17 protein-coding genes and 8 tRNA genes are annotated in these 17,421 nt (G+C 27.4%); all 25 read left to right on the forward strand.

The features are described 5' to 3' along the window. The first annotated feature begins 83 nt into the window (after window positions 1-83). The 25 genes from VJI93_RS07760 to VJI93_RS07880 all read left to right on the forward strand — a co-directional run bounded on the left by VJI93_RS07760 (window position 84) and on the right by VJI93_RS07880 (window position 17,290). Window positions 84-158 (forward strand) — tRNA-Glu (locus VJI93_RS07760). A gap of 14 nt (window positions 159-172) precedes the next feature. Further along, window positions 173-249 (forward strand) — tRNA-Met (locus tag VJI93_RS07765). Window positions 250-285: 36 nt separating this feature from the next. Further along, a tRNA-Val gene (locus tag VJI93_RS07770) sits at window positions 286-361 on the forward strand. 5 nt (window positions 362-366) lie between these two features. Then, window positions 367-443 (forward strand) — tRNA-Asp (locus tag VJI93_RS07775). A gap of 7 nt (window positions 444-450) precedes the next feature. Beyond that, a tRNA-Thr gene (locus tag VJI93_RS07780) sits at window positions 451-526 on the forward strand. A 5-nt stretch (window positions 527-531) separates the two neighbouring features. After that, window positions 532-606, forward strand: a tRNA-Gly gene (locus tag VJI93_RS07785). A gap of 33 nt (window positions 607-639) precedes the next feature. Further along, window positions 640-716, forward strand: a tRNA-Arg gene (locus VJI93_RS07790). Between the two features lie 334 nt (window positions 717-1,050). Continuing rightward, window positions 1,051-1,788: a gamma-glutamyl-gamma-aminobutyrate hydrolase family protein gene (locus tag VJI93_RS07795; protein ID WP_324000359.1), complete on the forward strand. Its 738-nt coding sequence runs from the start codon at window positions 1,051-1,053 to the stop codon at window positions 1,786-1,788. A gap of 39 nt (window positions 1,789-1,827) precedes the next feature. After that, complete coding sequence (locus VJI93_RS07800; protein WP_324000358.1) at window positions 1,828-3,213, forward strand: APC family permease; 1,386 nt, start codon at window positions 1,828-1,830, stop codon at window positions 3,211-3,213. Between the two features lie 144 nt (window positions 3,214-3,357). Next, the gene (locus tag VJI93_RS07805) at window positions 3,358-4,134 is read left to right on the forward strand and encodes a hypothetical protein (protein WP_324000357.1); all 777 of its coding nucleotides are present in this window, start codon (window positions 3,358-3,360) and stop codon (window positions 4,132-4,134) included. Next, window positions 4,112-4,900: a threonine/serine ThrE exporter family protein gene (locus tag VJI93_RS07810; RefSeq protein ID WP_324000356.1), complete on the forward strand. Its 789-nt coding sequence runs from the start codon at window positions 4,112-4,114 to the stop codon at window positions 4,898-4,900. Before VJI93_RS07805 ends, VJI93_RS07810 begins: the two co-directional genes overlap by 23 nt. Before the next feature lie 8 nt (window positions 4,901-4,908). Next, complete coding sequence (locus VJI93_RS07815; protein WP_324000355.1) at window positions 4,909-5,394, forward strand: threonine/serine exporter family protein; 486 nt, start codon at window positions 4,909-4,911, stop codon at window positions 5,392-5,394. 101 nt (window positions 5,395-5,495) lie between these two features. Next, window positions 5,496-5,592, forward strand: a tRNA-Sec gene (locus tag VJI93_RS07820). A 103-nt stretch (window positions 5,593-5,695) separates the two neighbouring features. Beyond that, entirely contained in the window at window positions 5,696-6,010 is a 315-nt protein-coding gene (locus VJI93_RS07825) for a YerC/YecD family TrpR-related protein (RefSeq protein WP_324000354.1), read from the forward strand. 156 nt (window positions 6,011-6,166) lie between these two features. Continuing rightward, complete coding sequence (locus tag VJI93_RS07830; protein WP_324000353.1) at window positions 6,167-7,945, forward strand: aminopeptidase P family protein; 1,779 nt, start codon at window positions 6,167-6,169, stop codon at window positions 7,943-7,945. Continuing rightward, window positions 7,930-9,792 carry an excinuclease ABC subunit UvrC gene (gene uvrC / locus VJI93_RS07835; protein WP_324000352.1) on the forward strand — a complete coding sequence of 621 codons (1,863 nt, stop codon included), beginning with the start codon at window positions 7,930-7,932 and terminating at the stop codon, window positions 9,790-9,792. The genes VJI93_RS07830 and uvrC overlap by 16 nt, the downstream gene beginning before the upstream one ends. A gap of 1 nt (window position 9,793) precedes the next feature. Beyond that, entirely contained in the window at window positions 9,794-10,726 is a 933-nt protein-coding gene (gene hprK / locus VJI93_RS07840) for an HPr(Ser) kinase/phosphatase (RefSeq protein ID WP_324000351.1), read from the forward strand. 9 nt (window positions 10,727-10,735) lie between these two features. Beyond that, window positions 10,736-11,623 (forward strand): UDP-N-acetylmuramate dehydrogenase, encoded by an 888-nt coding sequence (murB, locus tag VJI93_RS07845; RefSeq protein WP_324000350.1) that lies wholly within the window; start codon window positions 10,736-10,738, stop codon window positions 11,621-11,623. Window positions 11,624-11,626: 3 nt separating this feature from the next. Then, a complete protein-coding gene (gene rapZ / locus VJI93_RS07850; RefSeq protein WP_324000349.1) occupies window positions 11,627-12,496 on the forward strand; it encodes an RNase adapter RapZ in 870 nt (289 codons plus the stop codon). Continuing rightward, window positions 12,490-13,461 (forward strand): gluconeogenesis factor YvcK family protein, encoded by a 972-nt coding sequence (locus tag VJI93_RS07855; RefSeq protein ID WP_324000348.1) that lies wholly within the window; start codon window positions 12,490-12,492, stop codon window positions 13,459-13,461. The genes rapZ and VJI93_RS07855 overlap by 7 nt, the downstream gene beginning before the upstream one ends. Before the next feature lie 196 nt (window positions 13,462-13,657). Further along, on the forward strand, window positions 13,658-13,810 hold the full coding sequence (locus tag VJI93_RS07860; RefSeq protein ID WP_324009223.1) for a hypothetical protein: 153 nt from the start codon (window positions 13,658-13,660) through the stop codon (window positions 13,808-13,810). A 556-nt stretch (window positions 13,811-14,366) separates the two neighbouring features. Beyond that, window positions 14,367-14,783, forward strand: coding sequence for an SPASM domain-containing protein (locus tag VJI93_RS07865; protein WP_324009224.1), 417 nt, complete (start codon window positions 14,367-14,369; stop codon window positions 14,781-14,783). Then, window positions 14,767-15,726, forward strand: coding sequence for an ATP-binding cassette domain-containing protein (locus VJI93_RS07870; protein WP_324000346.1), 960 nt, complete (start codon window positions 14,767-14,769; stop codon window positions 15,724-15,726). The genes VJI93_RS07865 and VJI93_RS07870 overlap by 17 nt, the downstream gene beginning before the upstream one ends. Continuing rightward, the gene (locus tag VJI93_RS07875) at window positions 15,723-16,511 is read left to right on the forward strand and encodes an ABC transporter permease (RefSeq protein ID WP_004833714.1); all 789 of its coding nucleotides are present in this window, start codon (window positions 15,723-15,725) and stop codon (window positions 16,509-16,511) included. Before VJI93_RS07870 ends, VJI93_RS07875 begins: the two co-directional genes overlap by 4 nt. A gap of 2 nt (window positions 16,512-16,513) precedes the next feature. Beyond that, window positions 16,514-17,290, forward strand: a complete 777-nt coding sequence (locus VJI93_RS07880) for an ABC-2 family transporter protein (protein WP_004833713.1) — start codon at window positions 16,514-16,516, stop codon at window positions 17,288-17,290. Window positions 17,291-17,421: the final 131 nt, after the last annotated feature.

A 17,421-nucleotide genomic window follows, 5' to 3' on the forward strand; every position in this document is an offset into this window, starting at 1 on the left:
GAACTGGCAGACGCACAGGACTTAAAATCCTGCGATGTTAACTCATCGTACCGGTTCGATTCCGGTCCTCGGCACCAGTTTTAGGCCCCATGGTCAAGCGGTTAAGACATCGCCCTTTCACGGCGGTAACCCGGGTTCGAATCCCGGTGGGGTCACCATTTATTTTTTATGTGGCGGAGTAGCTCAGTTGGCTAGAGCATGCGGTTCATACCCGCAGTGTCAGGGGTTCAAATCCCTTCTCCGCTACCATTTTTATATTATGATATTTATGTTGTGGTTATATTTGGGCGCATAGCTCAGTTGGGAGAGCATCTGCCTTACAAGCAGGGGGTCATAGGTTCGAGCCCTATTGTGCCCACCAAATACGGCCTGGTAGTTCAGTTGGTTAGAATGCTAGCCTGTCACGCTAGAGGTCGTGGGTTCGAGTCCCATCCAGGTCGCCACTATTATGCTGGTGTAGCTCAATTGGTAGAGCAACTGACTTGTAATCAGTAGGTTAGGGGTTCAAGTCCTCCCACCAGCTCCATATTTGCGGGAGTGGCTCAGTGGTAGAGCATCGCCTTGCCAAGGCGAGGGTCGCGAGTTCGAATCTCGTCTTCCGCTCCAATAACTCAGAATTTATTCTGAGTTTTATATTATGTGCCATTAGCTCAGCTGGATAGAGCGTTTGGCTACGGACCAAAAGGCCAGGGGTTCGAATCCTCTATGGCACGCCAAATAAAGTAATTGCATTTTTGTGATTACTAAATTTTATATAAGAATCAGATAAATTTTATTTGATTCTTTTTTTGTGCAGATTACTTTGTATAAAGAATATTTTAGATTGAATTTCTTTTTTAAAAAGTGGGTATAACATTTTTGATAGCAATATGCTTAATAATAGATATAAAAAGGTTTTTTTAATAATATGTTTTATGTTAATTTTATTTTATATATAGTACACCATTTTATAAGATTTATATATTTATTATGAATTAAAGTCATTTTTATATTGTATTTTATTAGCTTTAATGATATAATTGTTAAGACACTATTTAAGGAGGCGATTTTATGAAACCGGTTATTGGGATTTCAGGAAGTATTTTAATTAATAAAGGTGATACTTTTTTAGGATATAGAAGATCTTATGTTAATCAAGATTATGTTGAAGCTATATTAAGAGCAGGTGGTATTCCTTTTATTATACCATTTAATGAAGATTTAGAAAGTACTAGGGAAATGGTTAAACAAGTTGATGGAATTATTTTATCTGGTGGACATGATGTAGATCCACATAATTATGGAGAAGAACCACTATTAAAAATTGGTGAAGTTTTTCCTGAAAGAGATGCTTTTGATATGGAAATATACAAAACTGCTATTGAGTTAAAGAAACCTATTTTTGGTATTTGTAGAGGGTATCAGATAATTAATGTTGTTAATGGGGGAACTTTGTATCAAGATTTATCTTATGCTGATTTTGTTAAGCTTAAACATAATCAAGGTGATAATCCAAGTCAAGCTACTCATTTTGTAGAATTGGAAGAAGGTACTTTTTTAAGAAATATTTTAGGTGAAGAATATAAAGTAAATAGTTTTCATCATCAAATAGTAAAAGATGTTGCACTTGGGTTTAAAATTGTCGCAAAAAGCTCTGATGGAGTTGTTGAATCTATTGAAAAAATTACAGAAGATTGTTTTGTAGTTGGAGTTCAATGGCATCCGGAAATGTTGTCAACAAAGCATTTAGATTCTCAAAGAATATTTGACGAATTCATAAAAAATGTTGAAGAAAGAAAGAATAAATAGTTTTAATTTTGATTAAAGCTATAAAGGAGGAATTATTTAATGGATAAGAAAAAAATGGGATTTTGGTCAATAGTACTTTTGACTATAAATTCAATAATTGGGACAGGTATATTTTTATCACCTGGTAGTGTTGCTAAATCTGCAGGTGCACAAGCTCCAATGATTTATATAGTAGCTGCTGTATTTACTTCTATGCTAGCTATTACTTTTGCTTCTGCTGCGAAATATGTTACAAAGAGTGGGGCAGCTTATGCTTATACTAAGGCAGCTTTTGGTAATAATATAGGACAATATGTAGGGGTTACTAGGGTTATAGCAGCTAGTATTGCCTGGGGAACAATGGGAACATATGTTGTTAGAACTACATTAAAAATATTTGGTTTTGATTCTGCTAATTTAACTTATGTTACAATAGGATTTTTAGTATTAATGGCAATTTTATTATTAATAAATATTTTTGGTACAAAACTTTTAACAACAATTAGTGATATTTCTACAATTGGTAAAGTTTTAGCTTTAGTAGTTACTATTATAGCCGGTGTTGCAATTTTAGCTTATACTGGAACTTCACATATATCTGAGTTAAGTTTATTAAAAGCTAAAGATGGAACTTCATTGATAAAAGGAATGAATGCAACTACTTTTGTTACAGCTGTAATTGCAGCTTTCTATGCTTTTACTGGTTTTGAATCAGTTGCGAGTGGATCTCAAGATATGGAAGAACCTGAAAAGAATTTACCAAGAGCAATTCCTTTGGCAATTGGTATAATTGCAGCTATTTACTTTGGAATAGTTTTAGTTGGTATGCATGTTAATCCAGTAGCATTAGTTCAATCAAAAGAAGTTGTTGTATTAGCTTCAATTTTTACTAATCCTATACTAGAAAAAGTTGTTGTTTTAGGGGCATTGGTTTCAATGTTTGGTATAAATGTTGCTGCTTCTTTCCATACTCCACGTGTTTTAGAAGCTATGGCTAAGGAAAAACAAGTTCCTGAAATTTTTGCAAAGAGATTATCAAATGATTTACCATTACCAGCATTTTTATTTACAGCTTTATTTGCGATAATTATTCCTTTAAGTTTTAGATATGATTCTACAGGAATAGCGATTATAAGTTCAATTTCACGTTTTGTTCAATTTTTAATCGTACCTTTAGCAGTTGTAATTTTCTACTATGGAAAGTCAAAAGAATCTATATTAGATTCAAAGAAGAATATGATAACTGATGTTGTTATTCCTTTGATAGCATTATTACTTTCTGTTTTACTTCTTATAAAATTTGATTGGAAAGGACAATTTTCAATTAAGGACCCTACAGGTGCAGTTTTAACAAATTATAAAGCAATTATATCAATGTTTGTTGGCTATGTTGTTTTACCAGTTATTATGTTTATGTATGTTAAAACAAAGAAAGAAAACAAATAAGTTATAGTATAAAGTAAAATTAGCTACTTGATTTTAAATTATTAAGTAAAGAAAATGCTTTAAATTTATAATTATAGAGAAGAATGTATTTCTTCTCTATTTTTTATTAAAGGTTTATGGTAAAATATATCTAGAGGTGATTTTATGAAAAATAAATTTTTAAATATAAAATACATCATAGGAAAATTTTTAGTTTTATTTTTAATTTCCATATTAAGTTTTAATTTTGTATATAAAAATTCTTTTGCAGATGATAATTTTGATAGAGCTAATAGAATTTATGATATGGATTATAGGAGTTTTTTTATAGGAAATATTATTGATGATTCTAATGGAAAATTTAAGATAAAAGTTACTACAATTTTTTTAGGAGAAAATCTTAAAGAAATTGAAGTGCCTAAATTTAAAGAGTATAGTTATAGTAGATTAACTCCAGCAAAAGGAGATTATTTTGTAGGAATTTTGAAAAAGGATAATACTTTAGATTTGACTTGGATTTTTAAAGCTACTTCCGGTAACTATAAAACACTATATTTGGCAAATGATAAAGATCCTGAAAATTCAGAGATTAAGTTATTTCAAAATATGATAAATAAGGGCGATTATGTTCCTAATCTTGACGAAATTGAAAAAAATAAGAGATTAGAGGCAAATAAATACTCAAAACCAAAAGATGATTTTAGTAAAAATTATGATGAATTAACAGAAGAAGAAAAGAAAAAAAGACTTGAAGCAGTTAATGAAAAGTCTGAAAAAGATTATAAAGAAAGAATGGAAGCTATTGCTAATTTTGTAAAAAATCCTGTTCTTTTGATTGTTCCTGCAATTTTATTTTTGTTAATATTTTATGTTGTTCGTTCAAAAAGAAAATTTTTAAAAGAAATGGAAGAACGTGATGATGAATACGATAATGAAGAATAATTCTGTAAACAGTGATTATGAAGCGAAGAAATTATTAAATTTTAGTATAAAATTTTCTTACTCTTTGCTTTATAACGGAGCAGAGGTTTATAGAGTAGAGGATAGTATAAATAGAATTTGTAAATCTTTTGAAAATATTAAAGCAGTTAATACTTTTGCATTAAGCAATATGGTAATTATTTCATTTGTATATAATGGAACTAATTATACAAGTATGAGAAGGTTGAATGATTCAGGAAAAAATTTAGAAAAAATAGCTTTGCTAAATGATTTATCTAGGAATATAGTTTCTGGTAAAGTTGATATTGATGAAGCTTTTAAAGAACTAAAAAGCATTAAAAATAGGAGTTCTTACAGTAATATAGCTACTGTTTTGTTAATTACTTTATCGGCTCCATTTTTAGCATTTATTTTTGGTGGAACTTTAAGTGATTTTATTCCTGCATCTATGGCTATGCTTGTAGAAATGGTATTTTTACTTTATGTTGAAAAATTAAAGTTACCATCATTTTTAACAACTTTTTTATCTGCATGTGCAGTTGCTCTTTTTACGATGACTATGTCTAAGGTTGTTCATATTGAAAATGTGTCAAGTATTATGATTGCGGGAATTGTTCCTCTGTTTCCAGGAATACAGATAACAAATTCTATGAGAGATATTTTATCTGGAGATATTTTGTCGGGGATAATTGGAATAATGTCTGCTATATTTACTGCGGTTTCTATTGCAGTTGGTGTTGTTTTAGTTCTTAGACTTTTTGGATAGGTGGTTTTATGGATTTATTTTTAAATATAATTTGTGCGATTGTATCAAGTATTGCATTTTCAATATTCTTTATAGTTCCAAAAAAAGCTATTATTTATTGTTCTATTACCGGAACAATTAGCTGGATTGTTTATTATTTTTGTAGTAAGCATTTAGGAAATGCCGTTAGTAATTTAATTGCATCCGTTATTGTAGGACTATTCGCAGAATATTTTTCGGTGAAATTGAAAATGCCTTCTACAGTATTTTTATATATTGGGATTGTAATGTTGGTTCCAGGATATGGAATGTATCATACAATGGAATATTTTGCAAAAAATGAGTATTTATTAGCTTTAGATAGTGGAATAAGTACAGTTGTACATGCAGGATCTATAGCAATTGGCGTTTTGGTTTCTGCAGTGTTTTCCAAATCAATTAAGAGAGTGAAATTTGATAGAGTTAATAAATTTAATGAAATAACAGAAAAAATTGGAGAATTTACAGAAAAATAAAAATATTATAAATTTTAAAATCGACTTTTTTACGAAAAATTTTTTTGTAAAAAGGTTGATTTTTTTTATTAAATAATGTATAATACTTAATGTTGCTTTATGGGAGTAGATGAGTTCTGGTGTGCTCTCTGGTCTTCAAAACCAGCATAAGGAGTTTGTAGCTTCTTAGGTGGGTTCGATTCCCACATATTCCCGCCAAATTTTTACATAATTTTATATAAAATGCAATTCAGTACTTGACTATTCTTTTACAATGCAGTATAATTATGTTAAGATATTATGTAATAAATGGAGGTGTGTTATGTCAAATTTAAAAAAATTGCAATCAAAACAATTAGATGAGTTCTTTGAAGCAATATTAATGTTAAAAACAAAAGATGATTGCTATGCTTTCTTTGAAGATGTGTGTACTTTACGTGAATTAAATTCTATTTCTCAAAGATTAGAAGTTGCTAAACTTTTAAAAATTAGAAAAACTTACAATGAAATAGAACTTGAAACTGGAGCGTCAACTGCTACAATTAGTAGAGTAAATAGATCATTACAATTTGGTGCAGAAGGTTATGAATTAGTTCTTGATGCGTTGATTGCTAAAGATTTGAAAACTAAAAAATAATTGATTTTAGATGAGGTAGGTACTATTTTATAATAGTATCTATTTTTTTGTTATTTAAAAAGATTTTCATTATTAATTGTAAAATTTATTGAAATATTAGACTTACAATGCTATAATATAATTGTTAAATTTTAATTTTAAGGGGGTATTGTTATTATGATTAATGAAAGAATTAGTAAATTGAGAAAGTTGATGGCTAAAAGAAATATAGATGCCTATATTGTACCTAGCTCAGATCCGCATCAATCAGAATATTTAGCCGATTATTACAAAACTAGAGAGTTTATAACTGGTTTTACTGGTTCAGCTGGAACTGCTGTTATTACTACTAAAAAATCAGGTTTATGGACTGATGGTAGATATTTTATCCAAGCCGCTAAAGAATTGGCTGTTGGAGAAGTTGAACTTTATAAAATTGGTGTTCCTGAGTCAATTTCCATCGAGGAATTTTTGTTAAAAGAGTTTCCAAATAGGGGAGCAAAGATAGCTTTTGATGGCAATAATACTTCTGTTGCAGAATATGAAAATTTAATGAAGAAATTACCTAATTTTGAGTTTATAACTGATGTTGATTATGTAGGAGATATTTGGAGTGAAGAAGGTCGTCCTGCAAAACCGGATAGTAAAGTTTATATTTTTGATGAAAAGTATTCTGGAGAATCAACTTCTAATAGAATAGAAAGACTTAGAGATATGATGAAATCAAAGGGAATAGATTATCATTTTATAGGCTCATTAGATGATATTGCTTATGTTTTAAATATTAGAGCTAATGATGTTCAATGCAATCCTGTTGTAATTTCATACTTATTAGTTTCTGAAAAAGCATGTAATTTATATATTGATAAATCAAAATTATCTGAAGAAGTTTCAAATTATTTGAAGGAAAATAATGTTTCTATTAAAGCTTATGAAGTTATAGCAAGAGATATTTCTGATATTGAAGCTAAGAAGAATTTATACTTAGAACCTAAAAAGACAAATGTAGCTGTTTACTCAGCGATTGGAAGAGGAGTTAATGTTGTTACTGGCTTAAATCTTACTTCTATTATGAAATGTCATAAAAATGAAATAGAAATTAAAAATACTAAGAATGCATTTATTAAAGATGGTGTTGCATTAGTTAGATATCTAAATTGGTTGGAAACTGGTGTTTCAACTGGAACTATAACAGAAATGATAGCTTCTGAAAAGTTATTAGAATTTAGAAAACAACAAGATTTATTTATTGAAGATAGCTTCGAATCTATTTCTGCTTATGGTGCAAATGCCTCAATGCCACATTATAAACCAAGTCATGAACATCCTGTAAAAGTTGAACCAAGAGGATTATATTTAATTGATAGTGGTGGACATTATTTAGACGGAACAACTGATATTACAAGAACAGTTGCACTTGGAGAATTAAAAAAAGAAGAAATTTATCACTATACATTAGTTTTAAAGGCACATATTGCTTTAATGGAAGCTAAGTTCTTAGAAGGAACTAATGGTGGATATTTAGATGCTTTCACAAGATATAATCTATGGAAGAATAGAATTAACTTTAATCATGGTACAGGACATGGAGTTGGTCATGTACTAAATGTTCATGAAGGTCCTCAAAGAATAGGTACTGGAGGAAACGAATATCCAATGGAAGTTGGAATGGTAACTTCTGATGAACCTGGTATCTATATTAGTGGTAGTCATGGAATTAGAATTGAAAGTATTATGGTTTGTGTTAAAGATGAAATGACTGAATTTGGTCAATTTTTAAAATTTGATAATTTAACAGTTGTTCCTATTGATACAAGACCTGTTGATAAATCATTAATGAGTGAAGAAGAAATTACTTGGTTAAATGATTATAATAAGATGTGTTATGAAAAATTATCTCCATATTTGAGTGGACATGATTTAGAATATTTAAGAGAACAATGCAAGGAAATTTAAGAGAATTTGATATAAATTATGAATTAAAAAAACTACCTGATTTACCAGGAGTTTATATAATGTATGATAAGGATGATAACATTATCTATGTTGGAAAGTCTGTCTCTTTAAAGAATAGAGTTAGGTCATATTTTACTACTAATCACAAATACAAAAAAGTTCAAGCTATGGTAGAACATATTCATAGATTTGAATATATAATTGTAAATAACGAAACTGAAAGTTTAGTTTTGGAAGCAAATCTGATTAAGAAAAATAGACCTAAGTATAATATAAATTTAAAGGATGATAAACAATATCCTTATATAAAAATTACAAATGAAAAATTTCCTAAAATTTTAAAAGTTAGAGATGTAAAAAATGATAAGGCTCAATATTTTGGGCCTTTTCCTACAATTTCAGACTTGGAAAAATTGATAGAATTATCAATATTGATTTACAATATAAGAGATTGTAAGTTGAACTTTGATAAAGGAAAGTTTTTACAAAGACCTTGTATGAGCTATTATTTGGGAAGATGCTCAGCACCATGTACTCAAAATATAGATAGAGAAAATTATAATAATGATGTTAAAAGAGTTATTAAGTTTCTTTCAGGAGAAACAACTGAGATAAAAGAAATTTTACTAAATAGAATGAAACAGGCATCAGCAAAAGAAGAATATGAACTTGCGATGAAATATAGAGATTTCTTAAGTGAAATTGATTATTTATTTACTAAGCAGATTTTTAATATCAAGAAATTTAAGGAATATCATTTGATTTCATATGCTTATGCAGAAAATATTTTGGTTGTTGCAATTTTTATTGTAAATGATGGACTCGTGGTTGACAGAAAACATTTCATCATTGAAAATATTTTGGACTTGGAAATCGAAGAGCTATTTTCCAATGTTATAAGACAATTTTACATAAGTCATCATAACAAGGTTAAGGAAATATATATTGATTATTCAGAGGAGAAATTTTTAAATGAAATTTCACTATTCTTATCAAATATTTTCTCTGAAAATTCTATTTCTGTAAAAAATCCTAAAAAAGGTGTAAAATTCGACCAAATGAAGATTTTGCAAAAAAATGCAAATGAAATTTTAACAAAACATATTTTTGACAGTAAAAATATTAATGTAAAATACCTACAAGCTATTAATTATCTAAAAAATATTTTAGATATTGACAATCTAAATAGAATAGAATGTTATGATATTTCAAATATTTCAGGAGATTTCAACGTTGGAAGTATGGTAGTTTACAAAAATGGCTTTAAAAGTTCAAAAGATTATAGAAAGTTTAAGATTAAGATGGTTGTAGGTCAAGATGACTATTCAAGTCATAGAGAGATGCTTACAAGAAGATTTAATAGATTTTTAGATGAAAAAATAAATTCTATTGGAAGTAGTTTTTCTGAAATGCCGGACTTAATTTTAATGGATGGTGGAAAGGGACATGTTAATGTAGCAAAAGAAGTTCTTTTGGAGAAAAATTTGAATGTTCCGGTTATTGGCCTTGTTAAAAACGATAAACATAGAACTAAAGGAATAATTTTTGAAGACAATTATATCGAATTAGATATAAATACAAATATATATAGATTTTTATTTGACATACAAGAAGAAGTTCATAGATTTGCTATTAACTATCATAGAAGTTTACAGAATAAAAAATTACAAAATTCTGTGCTTGATGAGATAAAAGGAGTTGGAGAAATTAAAAAGATTAAACTATTATCTCATTTTGGGAGTATTTCTGCGATAAAAAAAGCGAGTGTTGAAGAGCTTCTTATGGTTGATAAGATGGATAAGAAAACAGCAAAAAATATTTTTGAATTTTTTAATAATGAGGGATAATATGAAAAAAAGTGTTTTATTAAAAGACTTAGTTGAAAAACTTGGATTTGAGATTGTTTATAAAAGTGATGATTACGATAAAATAGAAATAGATTTTAATGAAGTTAATAGACCTGGTCTTCAGCTATGTGGTTTTTTTGATACTTTTTCATATAAAAGAATTCAAATAATTGGACTTCCAGAGCATGAATACTACGATAAATATTTGCCATTTGATGAAAGAAGAAATATTTTTGATAAGTTTTTTTCATATCCTATTCCTGCTTTGATTTACAGTTATGGAATTAACATACCTTATGAAGTTTATTCTTTGGCGAAAAAACATAATAGGACAATCTTAAGAGTAGATTATGGAACTACAAAACTTATTTCTAAGTTGAATGTATTTTTGGAATTTGCTCTAAGCGAAGAAATTAGAATACATGGCGGATTGCTTGAAGTATTCGGTATGGGAATTTTAATAATTGGAAAAAGTAGTATAGGAAAAAGTGAAACTGCTTTGGAACTTATTGCTCGTGGGCATAGACTGGTAGCAGATGATGCTGTCGATATAAGAAAAATAGATAATAAACTCTATGGAGAGTCGCCTGAAAATATTAGACATTTTCTAGAGATAAGAGGACTTGGAATTTTAGATATCCAAAGATTATATGGTGTCGGAGCAGTAAAAAAATCTACTGAAATAGATTTTGTTATTGAACTTGAAAATTGGATAGATAACAAAGAATATGATAGATTAGGTCTTGATGATAAATACAAAAGTATCCTAGGTCTTGAACTTCCATATATTGTAATTCCTGTAAAACCGGGTAGAAATATAGCGTTGATTGTTGAAGTTGCAGCAAGAAATATGCGTCAAAAAATGTATGGATATAATGCTGCAGAGGAATTAAATAAAAGAATAATGGAAGAAATAAAAAATAAATCAAATTAGGTGGTAAATATGTTATTTAGTAAATTGAATTGTATTGTAAGATATGACGAACCTTTAAAAAATCATACTACATTCAAAATTGGTGGAAATTGTATAGCTTTAATTGAACCAAGAGAAGTTTCCGATATAGTTGAAACTATAAAAATATGTAGAGAAAATAGTATTAAATTTTTTGTAATTGGAAATGGATCAAATTTACTTGTTCCAGATGAAGGCTATAATGGAGTTATAATAAAATTAAAGGGTGAGTTTTCAACAATTAAAGTTGAAGGCAATTATGTAATGGTTAATTCTGGAGCGAAATTATCTGAAGTTTATACTGTAGCTTATGAAAATTCTTTAACAGGATTTGAATTCGCTTCAGGAATTCCTGGAACAATAGGTGGAGCGATATTTATGAATGCCGGAGCCTATGGTGGTGAAATGAAAGATATAGTTGAATCTGTTGAAGTTTTAGATTTAGATAATTTTGAATTAAGAGAATTAAAAAATGAAGAGCTTGAATTTTCTTATAGAAAAAGCATAATTCAAAGAAAAAATTATATAGTTACAACTATAAAATTAAAATTAAAAAAAGGAAACAAAGAAGAAATTAATTCTGTCTATGAAGATTTAAGAGATAGAAGAAATTCAAAACAACCTTTAAACTTTGGCTCAGCAGGAAGTACATTTAAAAGGCCTGAAGGGCATTTTGCATCAAAATTAATTGAAGATGCTGGACTTAAGGGATATCATATAAATGATGCTTGGGTTTCAGAAAAACATTCGGGTTTTATAGTTAATAAGGGAAATGCAAGTTATAAAGAAGTTATGGAACTTATAGAATATGTTCAAAAAGTTGTTTTTGAAAAATTTGGAGTTAAATTGGAAACGGAAGTAAGAATTTTAAAGGATTAGGTTATGGAAGCAGTTATAATTACAGGAATGAGTGGAGCAGGAAAGACATTAGCATTAAACCATTTTGAAGATATGGGTTATTATTGCATGGAAAATCTCCCTCCAAAATTTATTGTGGATTTCGTAGAATTAATTAATAATTCTACAAAGACTATTGAAAAGTTAGCGATAGTTATTGATGTTAGAGCAAGATTTTTTGAAGACTTATCAGAAACAATTCAAAATTTGAAAAAAATGGATTGTGAATTAAAAGTTCTATTTTTAGATGCAAGTAACAGGACTCTTATTAACAGATATAAGGAATTAAGACGTCCTCATCCCGTAAATCCAAATGGAGCTCTATCTGATTCTATAGAATTGGAAAGAGAAATGCTTAGTGATATAAAGGGTAAATCCGATATTATCATTGATACTACAAGACTTTCAGCTACTACAAGACTTTCAGCTATAAGTTTTAAAAATAAATTGAATTCAATTTTTTTCAATGGGAATAAAAAAGATTTAGTTATAAATATAGAATCATTTGGATTTAGAAATGGAATTTCGGTTGAAGCAGATTTGGTTTTTGATGTTAGATTTTTACCTAATCCTTATTATGTTGAAGAGCTTAAAAAATTAAATGGAACGGATGAAGAAATCCAAAATTATGTGATGAGCTTTGATGATTCAAAGATATTTTTAGACAAGATTGTGGATTTACTGGAGTTTTTAATTCCAAAGTATAAGGCTGAAGGGAAAAATATGTTGAGTATTGGAGTTGGATGTACAGGTGGAAAACATCGCTCTGTTTGTTTGGCTGAAAAAATTTACTCTGAACTTAAAAAAGAACATTCTAATGTTAATATTTCTCATAGGGATGAAAGACTATGGTAGATGATACAAAAATTGTAACCATTGGAGGAGGGACAGGAAGTTCAACTATCCTCAAAGGTTTGAAAAAGTATTTTAAAGATATTACTGCAATTGTAACTGTAGCTGATGATGGAGGAAGTTCCGGAATGCTTAGAGATGATTTAGGAATTATTCCACCTGGAGACATTAGAGCTTGTTTAATTTCTTTAGCAAATACTGAAAAATCAATGGAAAGATTGATGAAATATAGATTTAAAGAGGGAAATCTAAAGGGACAAAGCTTTGGAAATTTGTTTCTAGTTGCAATGGCAGATATTTATAAAGATTTTATGTTAGGTATCCAAGAAACTTCAAATATTTTAGCAATAACTGGGAAAGTTTTACCAGTTACTTTAGATAATATAAAATTATTTGCAGAACTTGAAAATGGAGAAATAATTGAAGGAGAAAGTAATATAACTGCTTTAAATTTAGAAGATGAAAATAGTAGTAGAATAAATAGAGTTTTCATTTCTCCTAAATATGCTAAACCACTTAATGAAGTTGTACATGAGATTTATAATTCTGATGTGATTTTAATAGGACCTGGAAGTTTATATACTTCTGTAATTCCGAATTTGTTAATTTCAGAAATAAGTGAAGCATTAACTAATACTAGGGCAAAAATTTGCTTTGTTTTAAATGTAGTTAATCAATCATCAGAAACATTTGATTATAAAGTTATGGATCACATAAATGCAATTTATAAGCATTGTGAGGGAATTAAAATTGATACAGTGATAGTAAATAATGAAATAATTCCAGAAGATGTAGATTTAAAATATAAAAGAAAAAGTGCAAGTCAATTATTGTTAAGTGATGAAGAAAGAAAATATTTGAAAAAGTTAAGAATAAGAGTTTTAGAAGAAAATTTAGTTAATAAATCTTCAGGTTATTCAAGACATAATGAAGATAAACTAGCTAAATTAATTTTAGAAAATTTTTAAATTATAAAAATTTTTATAACTTAGAATGATAAAATTTAGATTGGGTTTTTCCCAATCTTTTTTGATTATTTATTATAAAATATATAAATATATTGACATAGTTAGATATTAAAGGTATAATCAAAATATACTTCATTTAATTAATTAATAATAATCGGGGAGGATAGTTATTAAATCAGTAACTCTAGTCATAGATATGACTAATGATTGTAATTTAAGGTGTTCATACTGCTATTTAGATGCAGGAGTGAAAAAACAGAGTTTAGATGTGAATGATGTTTATTGCTTTATTAATAAAGTTTTTAGAAAATTTAGTTCAAATATGTATATTTTATTCCATGGTGGTTAACCACTGTTAAGATTTAATGAAATTAGACAAATAGTAGAAAAAATTGAAAATTTTTGCTTTTCAAAATATGTTAAATTTTTAATTCAAACAAATGGAATATATATTAATTCTGAGGTTATAGAATTTTTTAAAAAATATGGGTTTGGTGTAGGCGTTAGTATTGATGGATTTACAGATGTTTCTAACATAAATAGATTAGATTTTAATGGTAAAAGTACTACAAAAAAAACTATTGCTTCCTTAATTATGATGAATAGTTTAAACTGTAAGTATAGTATAATTTCTGTTTTAAACAAAAGTAATTATAAATTGATTATAGATGAGTTGGATAATTTTTTGATTTGGGAGTACATAACTTTTCCGTTAATTATTTTTTACCATCTGGTCGAGGTCGATTCTCAGACCTAAGATTATCATCAGAGGAAATGTTTTATACATATAAAAGTATTCTAGACAAATTGGCTAACAAATTAAAAAAAGATAATATATTGATATTTTAGAAAAATATGTATTATTTTATAAAAAAGATGATAACTAAAAAAATTCTTACATGTGTATGTCTTCCCCTTGTGGAGCTGGAATTTCACAGTTTGTTTTGTCTAGCGATGGAAACGTTTATCCTTGTGCGGATTTTTGTGAAGATAAAAAATTTTCGTATGGAAGTGTTAAAGAAGATTTTTGGGATAATATGTTAAATAATCAGACATGGAAAGAATTAAGGTATAATTATAAAAATAATATACTTGAATGTAAGTTATGTGAATTTAATAAAGAATGTTCAGCTTGTTGTTCTGCAAGAAGTTATTATAATAATTCAAAAATTAAATCTATAGATCCAGTATGTGATTTTAACAAATTAATGATTGTTTTTTTGCGAGAAGAATTATCCAAAAAAGGAGATATTTACTTTTGGTGGAATAGTTTGAATACTACTTTAAGTTTGAGAGGAGATAAATTTGGAAAATATAATTAAAGTTAATAATCTTTCAAAGACTTATAGATATAATAATATATTTTTAAATGCTGTTAATGACATATCTTTTAATATAAAAAAAGGAGAGAGTGTTGGATACATAGGTAAAAATGGATCGGGGAAAACTACAACTTTAAGAATATTATCAGGTATAATACATCCTTCAGAAGGAAATGTTGTAGTTGATGGAAAAGTGCCGTATTTAGAGAGAGTTAATCATGTTAAAAATATAGGAATAATGTTTGGTAATAAGCCTCAACTTTGGCCTGAGCTTTCTCCTAATGAGGCTTTCCATATATTAAGGGATATATATGAAGTTGAAAAGAAGTTATTTAAACAAAATTTTGAAGAAATAGTTTTTATGTTAGGACTAGAAGAATTAGTAAATAAACCTTTAAGAAAAATGAGTTTAGGACAAAGAATAAAATGCGAAATAGCTTCAATATTTTTACATAATCCAAGTATAATTTTTTTAGATGAACCAACAATTGGACTTGATATAGAAACAAAAGAAAAAATAAAGAAGTTTATAAAATTTTTGAATTCGGAAAAAAATGTAACGGTATTATTTACATCTCATGATTTAAATGATATTTCAGACGTATGTAAAAGAATTATCATCATAGATTCTGGAAAAATAATAGAAGATAATACTACTGAGGGTATAGTTGAAAAATATGGTAAAAATAGAATTATAGAATTCAAAAATTTACAGCATGAAACGAAATTAGAGATGATTTCAATAGTTAAAAAATTGGATTCATATTGTAAAATTATATACGAAGGTAAAAATGAATTACATATAACTATTAGAAACAGCAAAAATACTTCATTAGTTTTACATGATTTACTTTTTGACACAAATATAGAGATTAATTTTAGAGAATGTAGTTTTGAAGACTCTATTTATAAAATTTTTACTGGTAAGGAGAAATCAGAATGAATTTAAGAAAATACTTAGCTTTTGTAAAACTAATTTTTATTAGGCTATCTAAATACAAGTATGAAATTATATGGAATTTTTTAAGCTCTGTAATTTTGATAATTTTCTTGATATCATTTTGGAAAAGTGTGTATGTAAGTGGAGGGACAATAAATGGATATGATTTTAATGATATTTTAAAATATACATTATTGTCTCAAATTATATATGCATTGACTACTAATAGAATAGATAGAGTTATTTCTAAACAAATACAAGATGGAAGTATATTGAATTCATTAACAACACCAGTAAATTTATTTTTTAAGTTCTGGTTCATTAGAATTGGAGAGGTTGTGTGGGTTTTTTTAACTCAAATAATTTTATTCATTTTAACGATTTTTATATATTTTGATGTTAGTGTGAAAAAAGTTGAACATTTGGTTTTTTTTGTGATATTAATTTTTATATCTATATATTTGAATTTTGTTATAAATTATATAGTTGGACTTTTTTCGTGTTGGATAATTAGTGTTGAAGGAGTTACACATTTTAAAGACTTTTTATTTTCTATTTGTTCTGGATTACTTATTCCTTTAGAGTTCTTTGAAGATAAGTACAGGAATATAATTGAGTTTCTTCCTTTCAAATATATTATTTATATGCCTATAAATTCATTAAAAGTAAATTCAATTGAGAATTTTTATAGTATACTTTATGGAATTATTTGGTGTTTGGTGCTTTCCTATATACTATTTAAATTTCAAAATAGAGCTTTAGAAAAATTAAGTATCTTTGAGGGGTAGTTATGAAAACTTTTAAATTATTTATTTCAATTAGAAAATTAGAACTTAAATTAAGATTAAGTAATAAATTTGATTTTTTTATATTTATTTTATCAGATTTTTTTACACAACTACTTACTTTTATATTTATACATACTTTATTTGAAAATATACCTAATTTAAATGGGTGGAGTTACGAACAAATACTATTAATTTTTGGTTTATATCAATTTTCTTACGGATTATTTGGATTTTTATTTTGGCCACTTTATGACTTCTCATATATTTTGGTATCTGGGAATTTAGATGGTATTTTAGTTAAGCCGATAAATGAACTACTACAATTATATGGCAAAGGAATAGGTGATGTAGGAGGAGTTTTTATAGGGTTAGTTATTATTATAAGATTCATAAATATTTCTCAAATAAGTATAATAAGACTTCTATTGATTATAATTCCAATGACATTTATGAATATATTAATATTTGTGTGTTTATTTACAATAGTAGCAAGTCTTTCATTTTGGTTTGAAAATATATCTAATTCATTAATTAGAATAATCCAATCATTGACAATATATTCAAAATATCCATTAAATATTTTTAATAAATTTATAAAAATTATTTTTACTTTTATTATTCCTTTTGGATTTATGGGATATTATCCTGTTGCTATTTTATATGGGAAAGAACAATTATATTATATTTGTATTGAGGTGCTAGTTTGTCTATTTTTAGTATTGTTTACTAAGTTTATTTGGAAAAAAGGAATAAAAAAATACAGTGGGGTGAACAGTTAGTGGATTTGTTAATGTACATTTGTAAATGATGTGAGACCAAAAATCATAAAAAATTATAACCTGTATGTTAGAATTAAAGGAGAATTAATTCTCCTTTAATTCTAATAATTCTTTACGTTTTTCAATAGGTG

The organism is Parvimonas sp. M20 (assembly GCF_035282425.1).
Classification (GTDB): domain Bacteria; phylum Bacillota; class Clostridia; order Tissierellales; family Peptoniphilaceae; genus Parvimonas.